Source organism: Bacillus paramycoides, from assembly GCF_038971285.1.
In the GTDB taxonomy this organism is placed as follows: domain Bacteria; phylum Bacillota; class Bacilli; order Bacillales; family Bacillaceae_G; genus Bacillus_A.
In genome coordinates this window covers 1,926,584-1,952,415 of record NZ_CP152427.1, presented here as the reverse complement: position 1 = coordinate 1,952,415, position 25,832 = coordinate 1,926,584, and the positions used below count along the sequence as shown (strand labels likewise).

The 25,832-nt window shown below is 34.3% G+C and carries 28 protein-coding genes and 1 pseudogene; 9 read left to right on the top strand and 20 right to left on the bottom strand.

From position 1 onward, the window contains the following. Positions 1-56 precede the first annotated feature (56 nt). Complete coding sequence (locus tag AAG068_RS10110) at positions 57-1,457, top strand: PLP-dependent aminotransferase family protein (protein ID WP_342719165.1); 1,401 nt, start codon at positions 57-59, stop codon at positions 1,455-1,457. 45 nt (positions 1,458-1,502) lie between these two features. Here AAG068_RS10110 and AAG068_RS10105 read toward each other — a convergent pair whose 3' ends face one another. Together AAG068_RS10105 and AAG068_RS10100 are read right to left on the bottom strand one after the other, a co-directional pair. Next, positions 1,503-2,348 (bottom strand): YitT family protein, encoded by an 846-nt coding sequence (locus AAG068_RS10105; protein ID WP_131933017.1) that lies wholly within the window; start codon positions 2,346-2,348, stop codon positions 1,503-1,505. 169 nt (positions 2,349-2,517) lie between these two features. After that, positions 2,518-3,726 carry a macrolide family glycosyltransferase gene (locus AAG068_RS10100; protein WP_342719164.1) on the bottom strand — a complete coding sequence of 403 codons (1,209 nt, stop codon included), beginning with the start codon at positions 3,724-3,726 and terminating at the stop codon, positions 2,518-2,520. A gap of 385 nt (positions 3,727-4,111) precedes the next feature. On the opposite strand from AAG068_RS10100, the gene AAG068_RS10095 reads away from it, so the two are divergent. Continuing rightward, the gene (locus AAG068_RS10095) at positions 4,112-4,990 is read left to right on the top strand and encodes a phosphotransferase (RefSeq protein ID WP_342719163.1); all 879 of its coding nucleotides are present in this window, start codon (positions 4,112-4,114) and stop codon (positions 4,988-4,990) included. A 23-nt stretch (positions 4,991-5,013) separates the two neighbouring features. Continuing rightward, positions 5,014-5,876 (top strand): annotated as a pseudogene (locus AAG068_RS10090) (GNAT family N-acetyltransferase). Between the two features lie 20 nt (positions 5,877-5,896). Here the strand turns inward: AAG068_RS10090 and alr are convergent. Then, positions 5,897-7,072, bottom strand: a complete 1,176-nt coding sequence (alr, locus tag AAG068_RS10085; RefSeq protein ID WP_342719735.1) for an alanine racemase — start codon at positions 7,070-7,072, stop codon at positions 5,897-5,899. A 171-nt stretch (positions 7,073-7,243) separates the two neighbouring features. On the opposite strand from alr, the gene AAG068_RS10080 reads away from it, so the two are divergent. Continuing rightward, on the top strand, positions 7,244-7,705 hold the full coding sequence (locus AAG068_RS10080; RefSeq protein ID WP_342719162.1) for a DinB family protein: 462 nt from the start codon (positions 7,244-7,246) through the stop codon (positions 7,703-7,705). A 7-nt stretch (positions 7,706-7,712) separates the two neighbouring features. On the opposite strand, the gene AAG068_RS10075 is transcribed toward AAG068_RS10080, so the two are convergent. From AAG068_RS10075 to spoIIP, 9 genes are all read right to left on the bottom strand, one after another. Continuing rightward, positions 7,713-8,489, bottom strand: coding sequence for a Cof-type HAD-IIB family hydrolase (locus AAG068_RS10075; RefSeq protein WP_342719161.1), 777 nt, complete (start codon positions 8,487-8,489; stop codon positions 7,713-7,715). Between the two features lie 6 nt (positions 8,490-8,495). Further along, positions 8,496-9,086: a histidine phosphatase family protein gene (locus AAG068_RS10070; protein ID WP_342719734.1), complete on the bottom strand. Its 591-nt coding sequence runs from the start codon at positions 9,084-9,086 to the stop codon at positions 8,496-8,498. A gap of 241 nt (positions 9,087-9,327) precedes the next feature. Then, on the bottom strand, positions 9,328-10,299 hold the full coding sequence (locus AAG068_RS10065) for an SPFH domain-containing protein (RefSeq protein ID WP_098669087.1): 972 nt from the start codon (positions 10,297-10,299) through the stop codon (positions 9,328-9,330). A 2-nt stretch (positions 10,300-10,301) separates the two neighbouring features. Then, positions 10,302-10,730, bottom strand: a complete 429-nt coding sequence (locus AAG068_RS10060) for an NfeD family protein (protein WP_342719160.1) — start codon at positions 10,728-10,730, stop codon at positions 10,302-10,304. 370 nt (positions 10,731-11,100) lie between these two features. Beyond that, positions 11,101-12,576: an amidase family protein gene (locus AAG068_RS10055; RefSeq protein ID WP_342719159.1), complete on the bottom strand. Its 1,476-nt coding sequence runs from the start codon at positions 12,574-12,576 to the stop codon at positions 11,101-11,103. A gap of 192 nt (positions 12,577-12,768) precedes the next feature. Beyond that, a complete protein-coding gene (locus AAG068_RS10050) occupies positions 12,769-13,215 on the bottom strand; it encodes an NUDIX hydrolase (protein ID WP_342719158.1) in 447 nt (148 codons plus the stop codon). A gap of 23 nt (positions 13,216-13,238) precedes the next feature. Continuing rightward, positions 13,239-13,979, bottom strand: a complete 741-nt coding sequence (locus AAG068_RS10045) for a M15 family metallopeptidase (protein ID WP_342719157.1) — start codon at positions 13,977-13,979, stop codon at positions 13,239-13,241. A gap of 11 nt (positions 13,980-13,990) precedes the next feature. Continuing rightward, positions 13,991-14,458, bottom strand: a complete 468-nt coding sequence (locus AAG068_RS10040; RefSeq protein WP_342719156.1) for a GNAT family N-acetyltransferase — start codon at positions 14,456-14,458, stop codon at positions 13,991-13,993. A gap of 223 nt (positions 14,459-14,681) precedes the next feature. Further along, positions 14,682-15,836 carry a stage II sporulation protein SpoIIP gene (gene spoIIP / locus AAG068_RS10035; protein ID WP_342719155.1) on the bottom strand — a complete coding sequence of 385 codons (1,155 nt, stop codon included), beginning with the start codon at positions 15,834-15,836 and terminating at the stop codon, positions 14,682-14,684. An 89-nt stretch (positions 15,837-15,925) separates the two neighbouring features. Between spoIIP and AAG068_RS10030 the strand changes: the two genes are divergently transcribed. Further along, complete coding sequence (locus AAG068_RS10030) at positions 15,926-16,222, top strand: hypothetical protein (RefSeq protein WP_342719154.1); 297 nt, start codon at positions 15,926-15,928, stop codon at positions 16,220-16,222. A gap of 4 nt (positions 16,223-16,226) precedes the next feature. Next, entirely contained in the window at positions 16,227-16,532 is a 306-nt protein-coding gene (locus AAG068_RS10025; RefSeq protein WP_342719733.1) for a permease, read from the top strand. Here AAG068_RS10025 and AAG068_RS10020 read toward each other — a convergent pair. The 4 genes from AAG068_RS10020 to cbpA form a co-directional block, all read right to left on the bottom strand. Further along, entirely contained in the window at positions 16,505-17,032 is a 528-nt protein-coding gene (locus AAG068_RS10020; protein WP_342719153.1) for a DUF1572 domain-containing protein, read from the bottom strand. The two genes, AAG068_RS10025 and AAG068_RS10020, sit on opposite strands and share 28 nt — an antisense overlap. A gap of 17 nt (positions 17,033-17,049) precedes the next feature. Next, entirely contained in the window at positions 17,050-17,379 is a 330-nt protein-coding gene (gene csaA, locus AAG068_RS10015; protein WP_098669077.1) for a chaperone CsaA, read from the bottom strand. 66 nt (positions 17,380-17,445) lie between these two features. Next, positions 17,446-18,783, bottom strand: a complete 1,338-nt coding sequence (gene brnQ4 / locus AAG068_RS10010) for a branched-chain amino acid transport system II carrier protein BrnQ4 (RefSeq protein ID WP_428846002.1) — start codon at positions 18,781-18,783, stop codon at positions 17,446-17,448. A gap of 437 nt (positions 18,784-19,220) precedes the next feature. Beyond that, positions 19,221-19,868: a cyclic di-AMP binding protein CbpA gene (gene cbpA, locus AAG068_RS10005; protein ID WP_342719151.1), complete on the bottom strand. Its 648-nt coding sequence runs from the start codon at positions 19,866-19,868 to the stop codon at positions 19,221-19,223. A gap of 243 nt (positions 19,869-20,111) precedes the next feature. Here cbpA and AAG068_RS10000 point away from each other — a divergent pair, with 243 nt between their 5' ends. From AAG068_RS10000 to AAG068_RS09990, 3 genes are all read left to right on the top strand, one after another. After that, a complete protein-coding gene (locus AAG068_RS10000; RefSeq protein WP_342719150.1) occupies positions 20,112-20,981 on the top strand; it encodes a hypothetical protein in 870 nt (289 codons plus the stop codon). A 208-nt stretch (positions 20,982-21,189) separates the two neighbouring features. Beyond that, a complete protein-coding gene (locus tag AAG068_RS09995; protein WP_342719149.1) occupies positions 21,190-22,497 on the top strand; it encodes a hemolysin family protein in 1,308 nt (435 codons plus the stop codon). Between the two features lies 1 nt (position 22,498). Beyond that, positions 22,499-22,981 carry a DUF456 domain-containing protein gene (locus AAG068_RS09990; protein WP_342719148.1) on the top strand — a complete coding sequence of 161 codons (483 nt, stop codon included), beginning with the start codon at positions 22,499-22,501 and terminating at the stop codon, positions 22,979-22,981. A gap of 24 nt (positions 22,982-23,005) precedes the next feature. Here AAG068_RS09990 and AAG068_RS09985 read toward each other — a convergent pair whose 3' ends face one another. The 4 genes from AAG068_RS09985 to cls form a co-directional block, all read right to left on the bottom strand. After that, positions 23,006-23,626 carry an NAD(P)-dependent oxidoreductase gene (locus AAG068_RS09985; protein WP_342719147.1) on the bottom strand — a complete coding sequence of 207 codons (621 nt, stop codon included), beginning with the start codon at positions 23,624-23,626 and terminating at the stop codon, positions 23,006-23,008. Between the two features lie 97 nt (positions 23,627-23,723). Beyond that, positions 23,724-23,903, bottom strand: a complete 180-nt coding sequence (locus tag AAG068_RS09980; protein ID WP_001045960.1) for a hypothetical protein — start codon at positions 23,901-23,903, stop codon at positions 23,724-23,726. Positions 23,904-24,086: 183 nt separating this feature from the next. Beyond that, complete coding sequence (locus AAG068_RS09975; protein ID WP_342719146.1) at positions 24,087-24,545, bottom strand: spore coat protein; 459 nt, start codon at positions 24,543-24,545, stop codon at positions 24,087-24,089. 31 nt (positions 24,546-24,576) lie between these two features. After that, positions 24,577-25,761: a cardiolipin synthase gene (cls, locus tag AAG068_RS09970; protein WP_342719145.1), complete on the bottom strand. Its 1,185-nt coding sequence runs from the start codon at positions 25,759-25,761 to the stop codon at positions 24,577-24,579. Between the last annotated feature and the right edge of the window lie 71 nt (positions 25,762-25,832).

The following is a 25,832-nucleotide window of genomic DNA, read 5'->3' as shown; positions in this document are numbered from 1 at the left end:
TTAAGTGACAGTTTTATTCTTTTTTATAAGGCCAGTATGAAAAGGAGCGTCTACGAATGGATCTGACTATCCCATTAGCATTACAAAGTAAAACACCCCTTTACTTACAAATTTATGAATATATGAAACGGGAAATCTCTCGTGGATCACTACGTGCCGGTACACGCCTTCCTTCTCACAGAAATTTAGCGGTGCAACTTAATGTGAGCCGTATTACAGTGGAATCCGCTTATCAACAACTACTAGCTGAAGGATATGTAGAAAGCAAACCAAAACGTGGGATTTTTGTTGCAGCAGTTGATATTGATGTCATTCAAAAGAAACAGCAATTTGCGTCAAACAGTACTAACAATAAAGAAAACGAACAATATGATTATGATTGTAGCCAAGGGCTTATTGGTCAAAAATCTTTTCCGATAACAAACTGGAAAAGAGCATTACATGAAACTTTATTTCAATATGAAAATGAATTATTTGCTAAAGAAGATCCTCAAGGTGAGCTCATTCTACGAGAACATATTTCAAAGTATTTATATCATGCTCGCGGGGTACACTCTTCACCTGATCAAATTATTATTGGAGCAGGTACGCAACCTCTTCTTTGGCTAATAATTCAACTACTTGGTTCAAAAAAAGAATACGGAATCGAAAATCCTGGGTTTCATCGTATACCTGCTATGATTCAAAGTTCTGGCCTTCCTGTTCACCCTATTCCTTTAGACGATAAAGGAATTCATATTTCCGCTTTACGTGAATCGGGTTCCAATGTAGCATATGTCACTCCATCTCACCAATTTCCACTTGGAATCATTATGCCGTTATCTAGAAGACTCGAGTTATTAAAATGGGCGGATGATTGTAAGGGATATATTATTGAAGATGACTACGACGGGGAATTTCGCTATATAGGAAAACCTATTCCTTCTTTACAAGGACTAGATTCAAATGAACGCGTTATTTATATGGGAACTTTCTCGAAATCTTTTTTACCTTCTTTACGAATGGGATATATCGTTTTACCACCTCATCTGTTAAGAGCTTATCAAGAACTTAATGGTATGTTTAAACAAACAGTTTCTACGCTTCAACAACTTACCTTTTCCACCTTTATTCAAAATGGTGATTGGGAGCGCCATATTAACCGAAGTCGTACGTTATATAAAAGAAAACATATTTCTTTAATTAAATCTATTACAAATGAAATGGGAAACAACGTTCATATACTCGGTGAACAATCTGGACTTCATATCGTACTTCACGTTCATAATGGGATGAACGAACAGGAACTTATTCATGCAGCTGCAAAAGAACGTATTAAATTATATCCTCTCTCCACATATGATTCTGTTCATAATGTAAAGGAGGATTCGTATGTATTACTCGGTTTTGGCAGTATTCCAGAGAATCGTATCGAAACTGTTGTCAAATTACTAAAAAAAGCCTGGTTCCCTAAATAAAAATAGCTCCACGCAAGTTATACTTACGTGGAGCTATTTCATTCACTATTTTTCTGATCTCGCTGCCCTTCCCGGACGCTTAACACCTGTTGTTTCTGTTGAATAAGACGCTTCAATTATAGCAGTTGGATCTACAGAGAGAACGAGATCTTTCATTTTTGGATAAATGAAACGGTTTGTAATACAATAAATGATTCTCTTATGTTCCCCTAAAAAACCACCTTCTCCATGTAGATACGTCACAGATAATTGTAATTCTTTCATAAGTAGATCGCCTATTTCTTTATTTTTACCAGAAATAATCATAACGCTCTTTCCTTGATTAATACCATCTAATATGAAATCAATCATCTTCGTAACAATATAGAAAATTGCTAATGAGAACATCGCTTGCTCGATTGAAAATAAAATCGCTACAAATGTGAAAATAACTGCATTTACAGCAAGTAAAAATGTACTAATTGGTACTTTAAAATGTTTATTCATCCAAACTGCTAACATTTCTGATCCATCTATTGCTCCGCCCATTTTCACTACAATCCCAACGCCAATTCCAAACAGTACTCCACCATAAAGTACAATTAATAGTTCAGAAGTTGTAATCGCTGGAAATGGTTTTAAATAGATTAATCCGAGTGTTGTAACAACGTTTGCATAGGATGTACGGATGAAGAACTTCTTCCCCATTACTTTTGCAGTAAAAAGCAGGATAGGAATATTAAGCCCTAAAAACACTCCGTAAAGCGGTAATCCAGCAACTTTATTTGCCATAATAGCAATGGCCGTTACCCCGCCATCTACTAATCCATTAGGAGCTAAAATAAGCTCTAATGAACCCGCTACAATAATTGATCCAATTGTTAATAATATGTATTCAAATACTCTTTTCATTCATTACCCCCAAAACTTATATCTTTTCTTAGTATTATTTTAACGTAATTTTACTACCAATTCAAAGATATGAGCTTATATACACAAAAGTTTCACCTGTACAATGATTTTTTATGTAATTTATTTACAGAAGCACACTTACATATTACAGTAAGTGTGCTCCAAACATTTATTTAAGTTTTGAGTATGAATTCATTTTCATTTTTAAGATTTCATCAACTGCCCTATTATACCCACCAGCATTTCGAAGTGACTCTCCAACTTTACGACTATTTTCCTTAAACGTTACATCATACATGACTTTCTCTACAGCTTCACGTAACGATTCAGAAGTTAATTCTTTACGATTAAGCCTTATTCCAGCTCCTACTTCACTCACTCGTTTCGCAACTAAAGGCTGATCTCCTGTTACCGGAATTACAACTAACGGGACACCGTAATATAGCGCTTCACTTGAACTATTCATACCACCGTGTGTCACGAATACATCAGCATACTGTAATACTTCTAATTGCGGCACATAATTAAACAACTTAAAGTTATTCGGAATGTTTTCGAATTGATTTATATTTATCTTTTTACCAACAACTAATATGACTGTCGCTTCTACATCTTTAAACGCTTCAAAACATTTTTCATATAGCTCAGGTTGTTCATTAAAAACTGTTCCCATAGAAATGAAAATCAATTTTTTATCTTTTAAATTTTCCATAGGAAAGCGCCCTACTTCTTTACGCGTAGCAATTGATGGGCCGATAAACTTATACGATTCATCGAATACATCTGAACGTGGCTGATATTCCTTTGAAGTATATACAATCGTAATATCACCAGGATGGTTCATAATATCATACATACTATTACATTTCATTCCATACTGTTTATTCCATTTTTCCATTCCCGCTAAACAAGATTGATACAATGGATTCGTTTCATCTACTTTTCTTGATTCATGTTCATCGTTAAAAGTAATGTACTGATTAAAAGCAAACGTTGTACAAGAAGAAACGCTAGGTAATTTTAAAACATTGGCTATAATACGTCCTACTGGAAAATGATTATCATATATCAAATAATCGTACTTTTCCCCTTTTGTTTCTTCTACAATTTGAGTAACAATACGTTCTGATGCTTCAACCATATGAGACAGCATCGTCAAAGGACTCCCACCTTCATTTACTCGCTCCATAATATTAATTTGAGAGAGGAAATTCTCAAACACTCGGAATTGTGCACCTGTTGCTTCAATCTTCTTTCTATAATCTTCAATACAATACGAAACAACTGTCTCCCCTCGCCGAATTAACTCACTTACAATAGCTAAAGTCGGATTTATATGACCTTCTCCAGGGAAATTTATTACGAGTACATTTGCCATCATATTCTCTCCCATCTAACATTATTAATAATTAATTATATTAATTAATTTAAAACTATTATAAAGGAATCTATTCTATTTCTTCACATTTTTCTCTTCATTTTATTATTGATAAATATTTTTCATAATCTACATTATAACTCTCATAAAAGAACTCTTACTCTTCAATTAATGAAAAATAAGAGATTTACATTTGGGTGTTTTTACAGATTTATCATCAAAAACATTATTTTGATAATTCATACAAAACTAGAAAAATATAATTTACACACTGATTTCTCACCAAGAATGTATGTAAGTTCTATGTTGTTCCTATCATTATCCACTTGGAACATATTCTGTTGTATAATGAATTTATAGAATTTACAGAAAAAGGAGCAATTTCATGCTACAACAACTATTCACTTCACCTATTTTATCTGTTCAAGCTTTACACCCAGGCTATGAAAACCATGCAAGCGATGTGTTTCTCGTCCGAACAGAAGATGCTGAAGTCATCGTTCGTTCTTCTAAAATGAATGAAGAACCAAATAATGATTTTTGGTGGGGATGCAAAAAACTATTTGGAATTGATCCAAGGAATGTCCATCATTTAGAAGCAGTTCATACATTGCTGCAAGAATATACGAATCTCCCCATCCCAACAATATTAGAAAAACATATTTTAAATGGCCGTGAATTCGTTGTGGTCGAAAAGTTAACAGGTAATACAGTTCAATCTTTTATCGGACAACCAGATTCTGTTTTAATCAGTCTTGGAAAAGGGCTTGCAGAAATACATAAATGTAATGCCGATTATATAGGAAATCCATCATGTACTTTCCAAGTTCCACTAGAAGAATTTAAGTCTCACATATTAAAAGTCAGTAAAGAACTTGTAAATATGTTTTATTCCGATAATGAAAGCATACAAAATGCATTTCCTACTTTTGAATCACAACTTTCTTCCTTACCAGCACCAAAGGAATCAACGCTCGTTTTAATTGATATGGACCCTACTCAGTTTTTATCAGATGGTACAACTATTACAGGTTTAGTAGATACAGAAGCTTACGCAGTTGCTCCCCGGGAGTTTGATTTTATCGGCTTAGAATATGTGCTTACAGAAAAAGAAGCTCGTTCTTTTAAACAAGGATACGAAACTGTTATGCCCATTCCTCATCTTGCAGAATGTAGACGTCCCTATCGATATTTGTACCGGTTATTATCTGTTCAGGGCAGTGTGGAGTTAGAAAAGTGGCTAAGTCATCCAGCCTATTTTTAAATAAGAATGAGAGAGATTATGAAATGAATATTGAACAAAAACAATCTTTAACAGCCAACGAAATTCAGCAAATGAAAGATTTAGCTCATTTTTGCGGACAATACGATCAAATTGATTACTCTTCAGATTTATATGTAAACTTTTTAAATGCTCGTAATAAAGAAGAGATACATGATTTTTTACTCTATGACGATACTCAATTAATTGGTGCATTAAGTATATATGACTTTGAAAGACCGACAAAACTGGAGTTAATAGGGTTTGTTCACCCGAACTATAGGAAACAACATATAGGCACCACTCTTTTACAAACTGCAATGAAAGAAATACGAAAAGAGGGGCAGATGAAGTACTTCTTATTATGAATGGGGATTCCGCTTCTGGGAAAGAATTTGCAAAGCATATGAAGTTACCTTATTTATATAATGAATATAGTATGGAGTTCCTAGCAAAAAAAGTACAAAAACCAACAAAGAATACTATACAGCTCACTCTTGCATCTTCAGAATCACTTCTTGATCTTATTGACCTTTCCAGTCAAGCCTTTGGAGATTCAGTAGAAAATACCTCTATATGGTTACAAAAGATGATGAATTCACCTTCTCATCAAGTGTATAGTGCTCTTATCGACGAAAAAGTGATAGGAACGATTACAGTTTCTAAGCAAGAGCAATCTACTATACTATCAGGATTCGCCGTTCATCCTTCATATCAAGGTAAAGGATACGGAAAAGATATTCTTAGTTATATGGTACATACCCTTATTACAGAAGGAACTTCAACAATTGAATTAGACGTCGAAACGAAAAATAACCATGCTTTACAACTATATACACAATGTGGTTTTGAAATGAAAACGAAGCATGACTATTATAATGTAAAATAAAAAAACTGAATCATATCGATTCAGTTTTTTCTTAGTATATTTACAACAGCAGCCGTTTCATTATTTTCTTTATAAACTCGCGGGATTCTTCTGTCTAACATACATGTAATTTCATAGTTAATTGTACCTAACATATCTGCTACTTCTTCTACCGCAATTTCTTCTTCACCTTGTTTACCGTAGAATACAACTTCGTCCCCAACTTGTACTGGCATTGCTTTTGAAACGTCTAACATGAGCTGATCCATACAAACACGGCCAATAACAGGTACTCGGACTCCATTTATTAATGCGTGCCCTTTATTAGATAACTGACGATTATAGCCATCAGCATAGCCAATTGGTACAGTTGCAATCCATTCTTCACCAGTCGTTACATACGTATTCCCATAACTTACACCGCGATTCTTCTTCGCATGTTTAATGTGAGCTACTTTTGATTTTAACGACAACGCAGGCTGTAAAGAAACAACTGCATGATCTACCTCTTTTGAAGGATACATTCCATAAATTCCAATACCTACACGAACCATATTTTGAAATGTATTGCTAAGTTCCATCGAACCTGCACTATTTGAACTATGAATATATGGGATATGAATTCCTAATTCTTTTGCTGCATTAACAGCTTTTTCAAATAAACTTGTTTGCATATTCGTATATGATTTATCGATTTCATCTGCCGTAGAGTAATGTGTAAACATTCCTACTACCTCTACATACTCCATACGGTTTAATTCTTCTAAAAATGGTATAACCTCTTCTTCTTGTAAACCGATACGACTCATTCCTGTATCAATTTTCACCTGAATTTGCGCTTTCTTTTGAAGACGGTTTGCGATTTCATTTATACCTTTTAAATCTTCACTTCTATAAACAGTCATCATAACGTCATATTGAATTGCCTCTTCCGCGACTGCTACTGATGTATAGCCTAAAATTAAAATCGGCACGTTAATTCCTGCTTCTCTTAACTCTATCGCTTCATCTACAAATGCAACTGCAAGCTGGTTTATTCCCGCTTCAATAGCAGCTTTCGCAACTTCAACTGCTCCGTGGCCATACCCATTTGCTTTTACAGCAGCCATCATTGCAATATTTTCATCATTCACACGTTTTTTAAATTCTTTTACATTATGTTTTACTGCATTTAAGTCAACTTCAACAATTGTATCTCTTCCATATTTCAAACTCATTGGTCTAACTCCTAACTCAATAATTGCATTCCATTCTATTTCACGTTTCATATGACCTTTTACAATATAATACTTTTCAATATGCTAGTCAAACTACTAGAATTTTCGGAATTTTGAGCATGATATAATACCCTCAAGAAACTATTATATACGGAGAAGAGGAGAATTACAATGGTTGTTCAATCTGCCTTACATCAACTTAAAGTTGCTGTTGATACTTCTATTCAAATGCTTATGCAATATAAAGAAGACGAATTAAAAATACACCCCATTCACTCAAAGCGGTCATTATTTGAAATGTGGGCACATCTTTCTCTTATTTGCCATGCAGATCTACTTATTTTAAATGGTATTACAGAAAAACAACTACATACTTTCTATAAAGAACAAACACCCGAAACAATTACGCAAATGCAACAAACGATGATACAGGGCTACGATTTACTTTCTAAAACTTTTTTATCCTATTCCAATGAACAATTAGCGGAAATGAAGACTGCTTATTGGGGTATTTCTTATTCACGCTTTGAATGGTTGCTGGAAATTGTTGCACACTTTTATCATCATCGTGGGCAAATTCATATTTTATTATGTGAGCATATTAAAGATCCTAACATACCTTTATTTCAATAAAGGTATGTTAGACGACATGAAACTTCTCTAAGGCAAATAAAATACCACCTTCACTCGCCTTCTTTGTAACGAAATCAGCTCTTGTTTTTAACTCTTCTCCAGCATTCCCCATCACAATTCCTAATCCTACATACTGCAACATCTCAATATCATTTCTACCGTCACCAAAAGCAACCGCTTCTGATTTACAAATATTTAAATGCTCCAATACTTTTTGAATTGCAGTTAGCTTCGATACTTTACTATCTTCCAATACATTTATGACATAACCATGAAAACGTTCGAATGTAAGCATTGGGTACTTTTCAATAAATTTTTGAGATTCCATTTCATCCGCATACAGACATAAACAATAAATCTCTTTAGACAAATCCTTGCTTTTTTCAGGGTACTCCTTTAAATGTAACGTCTCGCTAAGCGCTTGTATTACACGCTCATTATCTGAAGCTATTCCGTTCATTGCAAAACCTTCAGTAAAATAAGAAATACTGTGACCATGTAATGCAGCAAACTCTGAGATATCATGAACGATTTCACTTGAAAGTACCGATTTATGTATAACGGTTTCTCCACACTTAATATGCGCACCATTTGCTGAAATAATTGTATGTATGCCCATCTCTTTAAATTGCGCGCATAAGTTATATGGTCTCCCTGTTGTAACAACTACGTGAATCCCTTTATCTATTAATCTTTGTATCGCTTCCTTTGTACTTTCGTGCATACTTCTATCAATCTCACTTAAAAGCGTTCCATCAACATCAAAAAACACTACTTTGTACATAGGTCTTTACATCCCGTCCAAATGATTCGTATCATTAATGAAATGTACCGTTTTTTGTTCGCCATCCATTTCAATTAAGCTGATTCCCGTATCTCCCATTTTAAAATAATAATCCATTGAAATGGGCATTTTGAAAAACGCACGTAATAGGCTATTTATTACACCGCCATGTGCAACAATTGCAATTCGATCATATGTATTCTCTGTCACGATTTTAGAAAAGATTCCTTCTATTCTCATTCGAAACTCAATAAATGACTCCCCGTTTTCAAATCGATCATGAAGAAACTTTGGCTCGGGATATTTCTTTGCTTCTTCAAATGAAAGACCTGCTTGTACTCCATTATTGAACTCCATTAATTCCTCTTCTAATTGAATTGAACACCCAATTCCTTCCGCTAATGTTTCACCCGTTTCACGAGCTCGTTTTAATGTACTTGCCCAAATGAAATCTGGCGGAAAATCCTCTTTCACCTTCCGTACAAGTCTTTGCACTTGCTGCCTTCCCTTTTCTGTTAATTCAAAGTCAGCTCGTCCTTCATGTACGTTTAAGATATCAGCTTCTGATTCTCCGTGTCTTATTAGTAGTATTTGCAATTTTTCTCCACTCCCCTGTTTCATATCCACAAAATCCCATTATATCATATTCTTAATCTTCCGAAACAAAATAGCTTTCTATAACAGTTGTTCAACTTAACATTTCCAAGTAGTCTAAACTTATTATTCTTTCAAACGGGCCATACAAAAAAGTCCTACCCATAGTGGCAAAGAGGCTAATATTTTTTTATTCAGCTCAAAAATAAAAAGAGAAATGGAATCCCATTTCTCTTTTTCGCTATTATTGTTCGTTTGGTGTATCTGACGAAGGCAATCTCTTCGCTTGTTTTTCTTTAAAGATTTCTCCAATTGCTCCAAGAGTACCAAGTGTTTCAATTGCATTAGACGGAATAAAGACTTTATTTGCTGGTCCTTTTGCAACTTCAGCTAATGATTCAAATGATTTGTAAGCAAGTATACGCTCATCTAAATTCGCTTCACGAAGTAATTCAATTCGATTTTGTTCTGCTTTTGCAATTTCCTCAATCGCTCTTGCTTCCCCTTGCGCTTCTAATTCTTTTGCTTCTTTAATACCTTCCGCTTCTCGAATACGTGCTTCTTTATCCCCTTCAGCCATTAGGATTTTACTTTGCTTTTCACCTTCAGCACGAAGAACTTTATCTTGCTTTGCAGCTTCAGCTTCTAATATAATCGCACGTTTATTACGTTCTGCTTTCATTTGCTTTTCCATTGACGCTTGCACATCTTTCGGCGGATTAATATCGACAACTTCAACACGTTCAATGCGAACGCCCCATTTTTCTGTAGCTTCATCAAGTGCTAAGCGGATTTCTGTTGAAATTTTTTCACGACCAGATAACGTTTCATCCAGTTCCATTTTACCAATGATTTGGCGCATCGTTGCTGAAGTAATGTTACGAACACCGTATTCATAGTTTGAAATACCATATGTCGCAAGTTCCGGTTCAACGACTTGATAGAAAATAATCGTATCAATTTCTACTTGTACATTATCTTTCGTAATTACCTTTTGCGGTGGTACATTCGTTTGTTGAATGCGTAAGTCATGATATACACGAACGCGATCTACAATCGGGATTAATAAATTTAATCCTGGCTGCATAACACGTTGAAACTTACCAAATCTTTCAACGACTCCAACCTTTTGCTGTGGAATAATTTTAATTGTTAATGCAATAAATGTAACAACAATTAGTGCGAAAATAATGGTTAATGTTAATGCTGCAACCATATTTATTCACTCTCCTTTTTTACTTGTAATATAGTACTATGCCTCTTTATAACAATAACTTTTTCTCCAGCATCAATTGGATCATCTGCAATAGCTGTCCAAGTATCTCCATCCACCTTCACAATACCATTCGCTTCATTTGTAATCGCTTGCATAATAATCCCTTTTTTACCGACTAGCATATCTACTGTATCTGTAAAACCTTTTGCTTCTCGAAAGTTTTTTGAAATTCTTTTCGTAAAGAAAGTCAATGTTAAACTTACAATCGCACCGACAATAACTTGTAACAGTAGTGCTTCGGGAGCAAACAAAGCTATTAGACCTCCGACAACAGCCCCAATTCCAAGCCAAAGCATATAAAATGTAATCGACAACATTTCTGCAATAAATAAAATACCAGCTATTATAAACCACATTACCCAAGCAGCCATATGCAACCCTCACTTTCTTTCTCATTTTCTATATGTATATGAAGAAAAGAATGGTTTATCCGCCCTTTCTAATACGCGGGCGCTTACTACGAGCTATTGTACATATTCACTGTTATAATAAGTATTATTAAAATACTATATTAATATATTCTTCATTATACATGAAAATTCCTTTCAAAAAGTGACAAAAAATGAAATTCTTCTGAAAATTTAATTTTCAAATTATAATTATTTTAAATACTGAAATATTATATTGTGCTCTGCTTGTTTATCATTTAACTTATTAAAATATGATAAGACAAAGCAAAAAAACATTTCACTTTAATGAACAAAATAAATAGGACAGAATTTCCTGCCCTATTTATTTTATTTATGATAAGTTAGGAGATTTCCGATGCTTTGTCGCTTGTTCAAAAGCGTATGCGAGTTTAATCAAAGTCCCCTCAGAAAAAGCAGTGCTTGCAAGCGTAATTCCAAATGGTCTCCCGTTATCCATATATCCCGCTGGTATCGCTATAGATGGATAACCTGCTTTCGCACATATAGTGGATCCGATATAAGAAGGGAATAGAATTGCATCAAGATTATATTTTTCCAGTGCAAAATCAATACCTTGTTCTTGTGAAAAATATATATCTTCTAATCTTGCATTTAAATATTCTGGATTTCTTAACGTATTAGGAAAATCTTTTCTTCTTTCTAACTTAGTTTGTCCATATTTCAAAGCTCTTTCAGCTATGTTTTCATTAAACGCCATTAACTCTGAAATAGAATGTACTGGCATAGTAGAAGGTAGTTTAGAAAGATAGTTATCTAAACTATGCTTTAGTTCATAAAGCGATACTCCCCAGCTACATTCTCTATGAAAAGACGGAATATCAATATTTTCTACTACTGTTGCTCCCCCACTACGCAATACTTCAATCGTTTCCTTAAACAATTTTTCATCATACTCACCAGTTTCATAATAATCTTTTGGCGCATTACTATATACACCAATCTTTGCTCCATTTAAACCGTTAACATCAAGATATTTTGTATAATCATGTTCTACTATCCCTTCACTTTTATGAGTAGCTACGTCCTTGTCGTCCAACCCAGTTAAACTCCCTAACAAAATAGCAGCATCTTTTACTGTCCTAGCAAATGGTCCCGCTGTATCTTGTGAATAAGTAAGCGGAATAATTCCCCTACGACTAATTAGACCAACAGTCGGTTTAATACCGACTACAGAGTTTTGAACCGCCGGACTCAATATAGAACCATCTGTTTCTGTTCCAACAGATACTACTGTAAAATTAGCGGAAACTGCTATCGCAGATCCTGTACTTGAGCCACCAACAAACATGTCATCCTCACCTGTACCGTAAGGGTTTATTGTTTGTCCACCTCTTGCACTATATCCAGCCCACATTTCAAACGACATTCCATTTGCTAATTCTGTCATATTTGTTTTTCCGATTATGACTGCTCCTGCTTCTCGCAGTTTCGTAACGAGAAATGCATCTCCACTACTTATATTTTGTTCTAGAGCAATTGTACCTGCACTTGTATGCATAGCGTCATTCGTTTCAATATTATCCTTAAGTAACACAGGTATACCATGCAATGGACCTCTTATTCCTTTTGTCTTTCTTTCATGATCTAGCGCTTCTGCAATAAAAATAGCATCTGGATTGATTTCTAAAATAGAATTAATTTTTGGTCCATCTTGATCATACTTTGCGATTCTATGAAGATAATACATAACTAATTCTTTTGAAGATAATTGCCCAGCTTCCATCGCTGTTTGTATATCATGAATTGTTAATTCTTTTTGTAATAGTGTTTTGAACTGAATCTCCATTATTATTCTCCTTTTATAAAGCCTTTTATTGATTTTACAAGTACATATTCGTTGTTCATTTTCTCCGCTCCTCGCATATACAACTCACTACAAGCCCTTTAAAAGAATTCAACTTACCAATGTAAAAACCTTTTATTTCCTGAAAAATAAAAAAAGTCTGAAACGAGTTCACCTTCGCTTCAGACCCTATTATTACTGCACGTATACTTCTTCTAACAGATGTAAAAACTCCCCTTGTTTCCCGGCTAATTCAGGACATTTTGCAATATCAATCCATTCGTAGCAAAACACTAAACCTTCATCTTCCTTACCGGCACTTACAATATGTTCCCACGTATCCTTTACATCTGTTAGTAACGTTACGTGGAAAAAGTGACGTTTTTCATATTCCTGTTTGTCCTTCACATGTATAATATAATCTGCTAGAAAACGCTCTATACATAAATGACGTAATCCAGACTCTTCTTGTACTTCACGTAAAATCGCTGCTTCTAACGTTTCCCCTTCGTCAACTGTCCCCCCTGGTATTTGTATACCAGCTTCAGGTATATCACGATGTTTAAAAACAAGCAGTTGCATAACTCCCTCTTTTTCTCTTGTCACATATGCGTGTACTTTTTTCTTATATAACATCGTCATAATCCTTCTCTCCCCTCAATTGTTCATTGCGTTACTTCTTCAAGTGTCAGTTGATTTTCATATAAATATGTAGCTTGTGGATTTCCCACATACCTCACGTGCCATGGTTCGAATCGATAGCCCGTAAGCGATTCTTTCTCTTTTGTATATCGAATGACAAAACCAAATTTATGGGCATTTTCAGAAAGCCACTGCCCTTCTTTCGTTTCACCAAAAATTGTCTCTAACTGAAACTTAGCAGATTGAGATGTAATATCCATTGCGAGCCCTGTTTGATGTTCACTCGTTCCAGGAACTGCACTAGACATCGCTGTCTTTGCTTCTCCATCTTGTTTTTTATACATCGTATTTAATGCTTTTTGTCGATCAAAAGATCTAAATCCAGAGACTGCAAATAAGAAGATATGCTCCTTATCCGCTTGCTGAAACATTTCCTCTAACGCCCCTGCTGCCTCTTTCCTCATTTTTTTCTTTTCTTGATCACCTTCACTTGAGTAACGTACTTTCGGAATAACTAAATCTGGCGGTCTATACCCATCTGGTAAACGCCTACTTTTATTTACAAGCACAAGCATCGAATTTGGATTACTAATGACCGCAATATCTCCATCCATATTCGCAATCGTTTCTTTCGCTTTCGGAAATATGTTATTTACATTTACCTCGCGCGCCTGCTTATCCTTATACATTTTATAATTGATTCCTGCTACTCCAACAATGAGTATCATCGCTACGATACCAAGTAGTGTCCATCTTTTTTTCATATAACGACCTCTTATTTTAATAATTTGGCCATTTCATACTCATCGATGTTCTCTCCATCGATAATAAGAGCAGCTCTTTTGACACCTTCTTTCTCAAATCCAGCTTTTGTATATAGTGCCTGAGCTCTTGTATTGTGGGCCATTACCGTTAATTCTAAACGCCATATATCATGTAATCTTGCCCACTTCTCAGCCTCTTTAAACAATCTCGTCCCAATACCTCGCCCGCTATACTCTTGCAAAATACCAATTACAATACTTGCTACATGTCTTTTTCTTTGAATATGATTTCCATTCACTAAGATAAACCCTACTATCCTCTCTTCTTCAACTGCTACCAATATCGTTGCAAACTTATTTTCTATAAAGCGATGAATCATTTTTTCTTGTTGCTCGGCTGTAAATTTCGTTTCTTCGTCTAGTTGCTTACTTAATTGCAAAAATGGTGCTGCATCTTCTATTTTGATCTCTCTAATCACTTCAATCACCCTACCAGTTTCATAATAAAAAGTTTTCCTTGTAAAAAGATTTTCTCTACTTACTAGAAAATCCCTTTGTAAATCTCCCAGTATAATTTGACAAATTTCGATATTACTATCACATCGACAAATTATGTCTATTCTGTGACGCATCATTAATTACAAAAAACGCAAGCATTACACTCACGTTTTTTCAGACTCTCTCATTCATTTCTGTTTCACTTTATCCATTCACTTTTTCTGCCTGCCAGAAATATTCACCAAACGCTTTAGCAAGTGCATCAATCGATCGATTTAGTTCTTCCTCTGTATTATCTACGCCACCAACTTCAATTAATATCGCTTGTCCTGACAAATCTTGATTGTAGACACCATTTCCTGTTTGGAATCCTTTTTGAATGACACCACGACTAACGCCTGGATACCTCTTACTAATCGTCTCATGTAAAGCCGTTGCTAATTGTAAGTTTTTTTCATAATTTTTATTGCCTTTTCCTATGACGAAAGCAAGCTTCGCATATGATTTATCTTCAATTGTTTTTGTCGTGACATTTTTCCGAGCACTATCACGATGTAAGTCAAAGAAGTATTGCAGTTCTTTATTGCCAGTCATTGCTTCTTGTACTATTTCCCGTGACATTTTGTAAGAACTATTACTATTTAACCCTTTACTAATCAACTTTTGACCGACATCAGTCTTGTCGTTAGTAGCTCCGATCCCTTCACTTGCTAATTGTTCACGAAATCGGTCGCCGACTATTGAAATATTCGTGACGGAACTTGTCGCTTTATTCGGATTTGGATCATTTGCTAAATTCAGTAACGGCAAATAAGATTCCCAGCTATGTGAATGATAAATAAACGCAACTTGTCGTTTCCCTGTCGTTTGAGCCGGTTGCTTTTTCTCTTTGTTCCCATCCGGCTTTGGAGCCTGTCCACCTTCTCCAGTCCGTTCTTTTACTACTTCTTCAAGTGGCACGCTCGACTCTATCGGTAAGTTAGAATAATTTGTCCCTTCACCCGCAATAACAATTTCTGTATCGTACTTACCAAAACCAGGTAGCTCTTTTCCGACAAAACTGCGTACATCGTTAAAACGAATATTCGTAGCCATAGAAAAGAGAAACGAAGAAATTGAAAAATCTTGATTTAAATTTCGATATTCCTGTGTAAAATAATGATTCTCTTTTCCCAGTACGTACATGTAACCATTCATCGATAACTCGTTTAACCAATTATATAAATACGTTGACTTTGTCTCTTTCATAGAAGTTACCATCATACTAATAAGAAAAAAAGTCGCTAGTACTGTAGCAATAATAAATAAAATTAACTTACGTACACTTGTGAACTTCACATAAAAAAAACCTCGATTCATACTATCACCCTCTCTATTTCAAGTTATGTACAAGCTCTAGAGAATAGACCGTCTAAATTCCGGCTATATTGTTAATGAGGTGAACTGAATTGAAGCTACTAATAGGAACATTACCCATTGTACTATCATTTATTTTTTATTGGCTTGCTAAGCATCCTACAATCCGTGTTGCATTCCATATCTCAGCGTACTTAGCAATTTATGTACTCGGTACAATTATTTCTATTCATATATATGATGTTTTAATGCAAGATTTAGTTTTCATGACAAGCATTCATAGCATTTTACTAAATCCGTTTTTTCTTATATCAGGAGCGTATGTAGGGATATACACTTTATACCTACTTTTATCTTACATGATTACAAATATGAAAAATGGAGCGTAATGAGATGCAACCACCGTTCATCTGTCATACATGCAAAAAAAGAATTACGCGAAAGACAGATCTTATTACTGCCACATTGTACTTCCGCTTGTATTTATTTCACATTGGTTGCTTTAAACGACAGCAAGTGTTCATCTCAAGATTTATCCCTGTGAATACACTTTTAAATTTCTTTCTTATTATATATGGACTTATTTTTGGGAGTATTCTTATGATTACAGAACCATCTATTATTTGGCTCATTTTCTTATTTCCAATTTTATATCGGTTTCTTTCCTATTATTATGTTGAACGCTTTTTCTCTACATAACGTGCAGACTGCCCTCTAGGAATGCTTAAACATTCCCAATCATTTTCTTTTAACATTTTACCGATATAAATCATTTGGCCAATGTGCAAAGCATAATGAGAAATTTGTCTTTCAATTGCTTGCATGACAGTTTGTGCTTCACCACGAATATATACCGTCTGTAATAAGTTTTCCGGTGTTAGCACATTCATCGTATTAAAAACATATTCCCATCCTTTATTCCATGCTGCGAGTACCTCTCCCTTAGAAGAATAACCCCCTTCAAATTCAGCATCTCGGTTACGATCTATTTTTTCACCATCAGATATTAAAAAATCCGTCCATCTAGAACGCATATTACCGTGTAGATGCTTAATTATGATTGCTATGCTATTTGTTTCTTCATGAGAAGACCATTCAATCTGTTCGTATGATAATTGTGAAAGCACCCTCTCTCCTTGCTTCTTTGTTGCTTTAAAATTCGAAATGGCACATTGTAAATATTCGTGTCCGATATCCATGTTCCCCCGCCTTTACACTAACTAATTTTTGTTCCATTTGGTAATTCCATATTCGGCTGAAGTAATACAACATCACCAGCTTCAGGTACTCCTCCTAAAACAAGTACTTCTGATTTAAATCCAGCTACACGTTTTGGCGGAAAATTCACAACAGCAACGATTTGCTGACCGATTAAATCTTCTGGAGTATATCTCTTCGTAATTTGAGCACTTGACTGCTTAATTCCAAGCTCTCCAAAATCAATTTCTAGTTTAATCGCTGGTACTCTCGCTTCTTTAAATTCCTCTGCATGTGTTACAGTCCCAATCCGTAAATCCAAAGTTAAAAAATCTTCAAAATTAGCCATTTTATCATTCCTCCCATTTATTACTTAGACAAAACAAAAAAATCCCCTTTAAAAAAAGAAAGGCGCCTAAGCACCTTTCTTTTGTAGTTCACTTGATTCATTTGATTTATAGAAGAAGAAACCGAGGATCCCGCCAATACATGATGGGATTAACCATCCTATTCCTTCATTATATAATGGTAACATTTGTAGTACGTTAGAAATCGCGTCAATTTTAATCTTCGCACTTTCTAAACCGTTAAAGAAACTAATTAATAATGCACCTAAAATAGCTCCAATATAAATGGTATTACGCTTCCCAATCCATTTATGGAAGTAAGAAAGTACGATTAATACGATTGCTACTGGATAAATGATCATTAACACTGGTAAAGTAACTGCGATTAATTGTGTTAAACCTAGGTTAGATACAATTAAACTAAACACACATACCATTGTTACAATCGTTTTATGCGAAATCTTAGGGAATAAGTTTGTAAAGAAGCCAGCACAAGCTGATGTTAAACCAACAGAAGTTGTTAAACAAGCAAGTATAATGACAAGCCCTAATAAAATTTTACCACTTGTTCCATATAACTCATTTACAACATTCGTTAAAATAAGTCCACCATTCTCTGATACTCCAAGTGATGTACTTGTCGAACCAAGATAAGCAAGTGATAAATAGATTAACGTTAAACCAAGTACTGCAATAATACCTGATACTACTGTTATTTTTGCAACTTCACTACTTTCTTTTATTCCTTTAGAGCGGATAACTTGTACAACGACAATTCCAAATACAAGCGCACTAATTGCATCCATCGTTAAATATCCTTGAATAAATCCACCAAAGAAAGCATTTTCTTTGTACGCTGCTAGTGGCGCAGCTGGTTCTCCAATTGGGTCAATAATTGCCTTTCCGACGATAACAGCAACAATCAATACTAACAATGGTGTAAGAAATTTTCCGAACCAATCCACTAACTTAGATGGATTTAATGATAAATACCAAGTTATTCCGAAGAAAACTATCGTGAAAAGAAATAGCATGTACCATTCGGAAACCAATGCCTCTGATAAAAATGGCTTCATACCCATTTCAAATGAAACGGCTCCAGTACGCGGAATGGCGAAAAATGGTCCAATTGCTAAATAGCTAATCAATGGGAAAATAAACGCAAATATCGGGTGAACTCTAGAAGATAGCGCTTTCAAGTCCCCCTCTACAAACGCGACAGCTGTTACAGCTAATAGGGGTAATCCGACTCCCGTCACAAGGAATCCAATTGTAGCAACCCAAACATTTTCTCCAGCTTGTTGCCCTAAAACTGGTGGGAAAATTAAATTTCCAGCTCCTAAAAATAGTGCAAATAACATTAAACCAATTGCTACCGTATCACCTGGCCTTAAACGTCCCTTCATACTTTTCATTTGCATAGCACTTTTCCATTGTTTATCTCTATTTTCACAATATGCTATGCATCCTCCTCTCTACTCAAGCTGATAAAATATGCCCCTTACAAAGCAGTGTCTTTCTCCATAATTTCTCCATTCCCCTTATTTTTACTCTAATTATTACTTTTTGATTTTTTTGAATATTTAACTCATTAGAGTGGTATTGCGTGGAGTGTAGTTGTCAGACCTCTTTGTTTTTATCACACATATAGTAACATATTTAGTTGAAAAATAAAAACATATTTTCAAATTGATTTTTTTGAAAATCAAAATTATCTACATTTTTTATTCTTTCACACAAATATTGTTACAATCTCAACTTTTAACCCTATCGTTATTTTTAAAAAACTTTATTCGCGTAACATAACAAAAGCCATCCCACATAATTAGATGGCTTTTGCATGTTACTCTATCGTTTCAACTTCACGTGGATTTTTCATCTCTTCCACATATACAACTCTAAATCCATGATCTTCTAAATCTTTCAGTAACGTATCTAATTCATCGTCGTTAAACTCTTCTCCTAATGTAAACATAATTCTCCGAACTAATAAGGCGTCATTATCAAAAGTCATTAAACTTTGGATACCTGTATATTTTTTTAATACTGTCGATAATTTTTGAATGGCTCCATTATAATCCTGTGTCCCAATCATGACAGAATATTTACTAGAATGAACGCCCCAAGCATCTTCTAATAACTCGAAAACTTTTTTATGCGTTAAAATTCCAAGAAAGATGCCTTTTTCATCAACTACTGATAAATAAGGTAATTTTTTTATTGTAAAAAATACTTTAAAGAACGAAGAATCTTCTCTGACATAACCTTCTTTATCGTTTAATAATTGTACTACACTCTCTTCCAGTGAACCTTTATATTCTAGAATATCTACTTTGTATACATTCCCTAAATATTTCTCTTTTTTTTCATCTAAAACCGGTACACAACGATAGCCAGTTTTATTTAAATGCTCCAGTGCTTCCCCTATCGTAATTGAACTTGAGCAAAATAAAACTTCCCTTTTCGGCACATAATTCCCTTTAATCCTCATAAACAGCCTCCTTATGTTAAAATACTTTCTGTGCCATAACTATATTATATTTTCAGAAAAAAATAAATAATTTATTTTACTTTTCTGAAAATTTTCATTTTCTTGTCATAATTTATTCACGTTTCATTCAATTCTATCCACTACAATACTAAACTTCTTTACGAAAAATATATTGTAACTTACTCTGAAAAAAGCTAAAATAAGAATAATAATTTTCTGAATATTCTAAGAGTAGGTGATTACATGTCTTTATTGCGCTCACATATATGTAAATTTATCATTGGTGTTCTCATTATATTTATCATCAGTCCTATTCCGGCTTTATTCATTACACATAGATACTCTTACATAACTGGCTTTATAAGCATTTTTCATAACTTCGCACAGCTTTCTTCTATGACAATTCCAAAGATTGATTGGATGCATGAATCTATCTTTTTCTCAGTAAATCCGATGGTACATACTTCAAATCATTCAACACCGTTATTCCCTTACATATGGGAAATATATTTTTTATCGATTGTTCGTTTTACCTTTACTCTTGCGATTGGATTCTTCATCAGTTTAGGGATCGGCCATTTATTTTTTAAAGCACCTCATTCGGGTAAAAAGTTCACTTCCTTATTAAGATGGGTACCTTACTCTTTTTGTACTGTATTATTACAATGCTCAGTCTTATTACTACTCCTATACATCGCAAAATTTATAAAACTTCCTTACTACTCATCTTTTATCATCGTTTGTAGTACTTCCATGATTATCGTTATGCAAGCCATAAAAAAATGGATTCCGTTCTTAAGTAACACAAATGAATATGAAATAAAACAATCTTCTTTCCTTGTAGATACATTGTTTTTGGCGCTTACTTCGAATCATAAATCTATTTTAGGTTCCATTATTCTTTCATTCGTTTTTATGGAATGCGTTTTTCATGCAAGCGGACTATTGCAATTTATCGTTCAATTCGGCGGAAATGCACCTATTATTGTTACAATCGGCTTATTCCTTTTGTATATTCCGTATTGCATACTCTCGTTCCTTCAAACACTATGGACGACAAACCACGTTAAACAAAAATCATACGCTTTAACGAGAAGTATTCCAAAACCTTAATTTGAAATAACCCTCTATAATCTGAAAGTAGGGGGTTATTCCTTTTGTATAGCGGACAAAATAACAGCACATTTAAAAACTATTGCAGAAACATACCAATATTTACCCTTTTCCTTTGACTATTCTTTTCGTTTGGATTTATTATAAAAGTATAACATAATTGCAGGAGGTGACATCTTTATTCCCAAATACGGAATAGAGAACACACTTGGACATATTAAATATTTTTCTCATCTTTATACTTATCCTTATTTCCGGCTTTTTCGTTGCATCAGAATTCGCTGTTGTAAAAGTACGAAAAAGTCGAATTGACCAGCTTGCAAATGAAGGCAATAAACAAGCTTTAGCCGCAAGAAGTGTCATATCTAATTTAGACGTTTATTTATCAGCTTGTCAGCTCGGGATTACAATTACTTCTTTAGGACTTGGTTGGCTTGGTGAACCGACTGTGGAACATTTATTACGACCACTATTTGAAAAGATTAATATTACTGGAACAATGGCGAATACTTTATCCTTTATTATTGCTTTTAGTGTAATTACATTTTTCCATGTTGTATTAGGTGAATTAGTTCCAAAGTCTTTCGCAATTCAAAAAGCAGAAGCAATCACACTAAAATTTGCACGGCCACTTATTTTATTTGATAAAATTATGTATCCATTCATTTGGCTACTAAATAGTACAGCTATCTTTTTCACAAAACTACTCGGTTTAGAGCCTGCGAAAGAAAATGAACTTGCCCATTCTGAAGAGGAACTACGACTCATTTTAGGGGAAAGTTTCAAAAGCGGTGAAATAAATCAAACCGAATATAAATATGTAAATAATATTTTTGAATTTGACGACCGAGTTGCAAAAGAAATTATGGTCCCTCGTACAGAAATGATTTGCTTATCTACTGAAAATACGTTAGAAGAAAATATGGATATCGTTGCAACTGAAAAGTATACACGCTATCCTATCATTGAAAAAGATAAAGATGATATTATCGGTATGATCAATACGAAAGAAGTATTTCACGATCAAACGAAAGGCATTCATAAGCCACTTGAATCTTACATACATCCAGTACTAACGGTATTTGAAACTGTTCCCATTCGCAAAACGTTAGTTCATCTACAAAAGAATCGCGTTCAAATGGCAATTGTTATGGATGAATATGGTGGTACTGCAGGACTTTTAACAATGGAAGATATTCTTGAAGAAATCATTGGAGAAATTCAAGATGAGTTTGATACAGATGAATCACCTATGATTGAAAAACGTACGCCGAAGCTTACTGTTTTAGATGGGAAAGTGCTCATTTCTGAAGTGAATGATATGTTTGGCCTACATATTGATGATAGCGATTTAGATACAATTGGAGGCTGGCTCCTCTCTCAAGCAGTAGACTTAAATATTGAGGCTGGTTATTCCATCGATTTTGCTGGTTTTCAGTTTAAAGCATTAGAACTTGATGGACATCAAGTGAAAAAAATTGCGGTACATAAATTAGACACGAAGAAGGAGTTATAAAGTGACAGTATTATTAACAATCTGTATCATTGCCTGTTTCATTGTTTCATTTCTTGCCTTTATTTACCCTATCATCCCAGGCATCCTCGCTGTTTGGGCTGGATATTTCATTTACCATTTCGGTTTAAATGGTGGAGAACTAACGACTTCCTTTTGGATTATTCAAGTCATTTTCACACTATTCATTTTCGTTACTGATTTTATTGCAAATGGATATTTCTTAAAAAAATATGGAAGTTCTAAATGGGGAGAACGTGTCGGCATGATTTCTATCATTGTCGGATCTTTCTTCTTCCCACCATTCGGTTTAATTATCATACCGTTCTTATCGGTATTTATTACAGAACTCATGCATAAAAAAGCGCCAAAAGACGCCTTTCTAGTAGGAGTTGCTACTGTAGTTGGTTTTTTAAGCAGTACAGTAGCAAAAGCCATTCTCCAAATCATTATGATTATCATATTTGTATGTTATATCGTCTTTTAACCATCCCAATTTCGGGATGGTTTTTTAATAGGAAATACCTACTCGGCTATTCTCATATCGGTTTTCCCTACACAGATTCCACGTAAATTGTGCTGTATCACCAACTGTTATTTTCGCTCCCCCTTCTGGTAATACATCTTTTTCTGTTCGATATACCCCTGTCACACCACCGTCTATTAAATGCGTCGGACAAACGACCGTCCAACATAAATTACTACTACTCAGTACCTTATATGCAGCTAAATGATCTTCTGCTGCGGTTGTTGTCTTCCTTTTTGATTCCGTTGATTGAAAACGATATAAATTTAGATTTGTTCTCGCTTGTAAAATACCCGCTGTTCCTATTGTAATGATTTTATGAACCCCTTCTTCTTTCATTTTCTTTATAATTTGTGGCATACTCCTCGCTAATGTCCCATTTTGATCCGTCCCAAGTGCACTTATTACTATATCGCTTCCTTCTATCGCTTTCTGTATATCATTTTCATTTAGTACATTCCCTTCTATTACTCGTAACCTTACATGTTGTATTTCTATTCTATTTATATCACGTGCTAATGCCGTCACTTCAGCTGAATCCTTTAATGCTAATTCAATTATGTTTGAACCTACTCGACCTGTTGCTCCTAATATACATACTTTCACTTGTTTTCCCCCTCTTTCATTCTTCCTCTATTTTTCAATAATCTCAATCAATTTACAACAAAAAAGCTTCCTCTTATATAAGAGGAAGCTCTAATTATTATTTCTTTTCTTTAGAATCCGTAGACTTCTCAGTTCCACTTGTTTCTTTATCCTTTTTGTCCTCTTGTTGTGTTGTTGTATCGTCTTCTTTCTTCTTGTCCTCACCTTTACTACAACCTACCATTAATAAAGAACTTGCAAGTGCCATAGCAGTTAATGATTTAACCCATTTGTTCATTTGCGTTTCCTCCTTTAGATAGAATATGTACAATCCCATATTACTCTCTATTTTTAAAGGAAAGATTGAAAAACAGTAAATAAACGGTAAATATTTGTAAATTTTCTGATAATACAGATATACATCTAGTTTTTTCTCTATGAAAAGAAAAAACTAAGGCGCGCATCTTTCCGCCTTAGTTTCTTATGCAAACTTCTCATTTTCATATACATGTTTAATTTTATACTCTTTCTTCACAACATATTGCCATACACTATAGGCATAACGGTTCATTTTCAGGAAACAATTTTCTAAAAACGAGCGGAATTCTGGATTCGCAACTTCAACTGCCACTTGAGCAAACTTTAGTGCTAACCGTTTTAAATGCGAAATATAACAAGTTGCAATATGGACATCTCCTGTATATTTACTATCAATTTCCTTTTCCATTTCATGCAAATGAAATGAAATTGGTTTACAAGTTATATGCTGTACATTCTCTCCTTCTTGAAAATTCACTTGTTCATTATATGCTTGCAACATATATGGTAAATGTTGCTGTAATAGTCCCTTTAATTCTTCGTCTCTTACCTTGCCTGTATACTCTCCAACCTTATATATAAGCATATAACTATACCTCATTAGTTCTTTCATACAATCCACGAAAGTGCCTCCCTTCTCTTTTGTCTATATGCTATAAATATGATGCTATAACATTTGCTATTCTTGCTAAAAACCAATCCCATTTACTAATTTTCTCAAAATCTTCTTCCGAAAATTTTTTTGATTTATGAAAGTCTTCTTTTAATCGGTTCCATACGTCCGCTGTTACTCCCTTATCATAGATAATACAATTAGACTCTGTATTTAAATAAAAACTTCTATTATCAAAGTTTGCGGTACCAATATCAACAATTTCCCCATCAATGATTGTTACTTTCCCATGAAAAAAACCATTATGATATTGATAAATCTCCGCTCCAGCATGTAACATGTTTTTCAAATACGGATAGGCAGCTTGTTTTAACAATACGGCATCACTTTTAAATGGCACCAGAATTTTTACATTGACACCGCGGTTTAATGCATGTTTTAGCTCTTTCATCATTTCTTTACTTGGTACAAAATATGGCGTAGCAATAATTAAAGACGTTTTAGCCTGCTTTAAAAGTGCTCCATATTTTTCCCATAAACCTTTTCCATCTGAAAATAAATATTGATATTTCACATTCCCAATTGCAGGTAAACTTTCATGTATAGGCATTTTTTCTCCCGTATCTTCTTCCCAGTCAGTTGCAAATTTTCTTTCCATATCCGTGGCACCATTCCCATAGACCCGTATATGATAATCACGCCACGGACCAAATTTTGGATCTTGTCCTAGATATTCCTTTCCAATGTTAAAGCCGCCAATATATGATACTTTTCCATCTATCGTAACAATGCGTCTATGGTTCCGTTGATGCAACGAATAGAATAAATGTTTCAATTTAGGTTTTTTACTAAACGTAAACTGGACACCATTGCTTTTTAGTTGATGAATTACCTTTTTCTTCAGCTTATATCCACCTATTCGATCGACCGACAATTTTACTTCTACTCCACTAGATGCCTTTTTCTCGAGCAACTGCAAAAACTCTTTACTTATTTCATCTTTACCTACAATATAAAAATGGATATATATATACTTTTCTGCATTACGTATATCCTCAAATAATTTCGTATATAACTCTTCACCGTTTGTATACAGTTGAAATTCACCTAATCGAACTTGTCCTACTTCATATTCACTAGCCATTTTTTTCCCCATTTCCACATCGATGTTCATCCAAATGAATACACCTATTAAACAAAGGATTACAACGAAAAAGTGTTTCATGGATATTTTCCTTTCTCCACTTACTGTTATTTCTATATCTTCCCTTTTTTAATACAATATCATTCAAGAAA

Excerpts from the sequence above, each read along its gene's own strand:
- AAG068_RS10110 (WP_342719165.1), top strand. The coding sequence starts at position 57 with ATGGATCTGACTATCCCATTAGCATTACAAAGTAAAACACCCCTTTAC.
- AAG068_RS10105 (WP_131933017.1), bottom strand. The coding sequence starts at position 2,348 with ATGAAAAGAGTATTTGAATACATATTATTAACAATTGGATCAATTATT.
- AAG068_RS10100 (WP_342719164.1), bottom strand. The coding sequence starts at position 3,726 with ATGGCAAATGTACTCGTAATAAATTTCCCTGGAGAAGGTCATATAAAT.
- AAG068_RS10095 (WP_342719163.1), top strand. The coding sequence starts at position 4,112 with ATGCTACAACAACTATTCACTTCACCTATTTTATCTGTTCAAGCTTTA.
- alr (WP_342719735.1), bottom strand. The coding sequence starts at position 7,072 with ATGAGTTTGAAATATGGAAGAGATACAATTGTTGAAGTTGACTTAAAT.
- AAG068_RS10080 (WP_342719162.1), top strand. The coding sequence starts at position 7,244 with ATGGTTGTTCAATCTGCCTTACATCAACTTAAAGTTGCTGTTGATACT.
- AAG068_RS10075 (WP_342719161.1), bottom strand. The coding sequence starts at position 8,489 with ATGTACAAAGTAGTGTTTTTTGATGTTGATGGAACGCTTTTAAGTGAG.
- AAG068_RS10065 (WP_098669087.1), bottom strand. The coding sequence starts at position 10,299 with ATGGTTGCAGCATTAACATTAACCATTATTTTCGCACTAATTGTTGTT.
- AAG068_RS10060 (WP_342719160.1), bottom strand. The coding sequence starts at position 10,730 with ATGGCTGCTTGGGTAATGTGGTTTATAATAGCTGGTATTTTATTTATT.
- AAG068_RS10055 (WP_342719159.1), bottom strand. The coding sequence starts at position 12,576 with ATGGAGATTCAGTTCAAAACACTATTACAAAAAGAATTAACAATTCAT.
- AAG068_RS10050 (WP_342719158.1), bottom strand. The coding sequence starts at position 13,215 with ATGACGATGTTATATAAGAAAAAAGTACACGCATATGTGACAAGAGAA.
- AAG068_RS10045 (WP_342719157.1), bottom strand. The coding sequence starts at position 13,979 with ATGAAAAAAAGATGGACACTACTTGGTATCGTAGCGATGATACTCATT.
- spoIIP (WP_342719155.1), bottom strand. The coding sequence starts at position 15,836 with ATGAATCGAGGTTTTTTTTATGTGAAGTTCACAAGTGTACGTAAGTTA.
- AAG068_RS10025 (WP_342719733.1), top strand. The coding sequence starts at position 16,227 with ATGCAACCACCGTTCATCTGTCATACATGCAAAAAAAGAATTACGCGA.
- AAG068_RS10020 (WP_342719153.1), bottom strand. The coding sequence starts at position 17,032 with ATGGATATCGGACACGAATATTTACAATGTGCCATTTCGAATTTTAAA.
- csaA (WP_098669077.1), bottom strand. The coding sequence starts at position 17,379 with ATGGCTAATTTTGAAGATTTTTTAACTTTGGATTTACGGATTGGGACT.
- brnQ4 (WP_428846002.1), bottom strand. The coding sequence starts at position 18,783 with ATGAAGGGACGTTTAAGGCCAGGTGATACGGTAGCAATTGGTTTAATG.
- cbpA (WP_342719151.1), bottom strand. The coding sequence starts at position 19,868 with ATGAGGATTAAAGGGAATTATGTGCCGAAAAGGGAAGTTTTATTTTGC.
- AAG068_RS10000 (WP_342719150.1), top strand. The coding sequence starts at position 20,112 with ATGTCTTTATTGCGCTCACATATATGTAAATTTATCATTGGTGTTCTC.
- AAG068_RS09980 (WP_001045960.1), bottom strand. The coding sequence starts at position 23,903 with ATGAACAAATGGGTTAAATCATTAACTGCTATGGCACTTGCAAGTTCT.
- cls (WP_342719145.1), bottom strand. The coding sequence starts at position 25,761 with ATGAAACACTTTTTCGTTGTAATCCTTTGTTTAATAGGTGTATTCATT.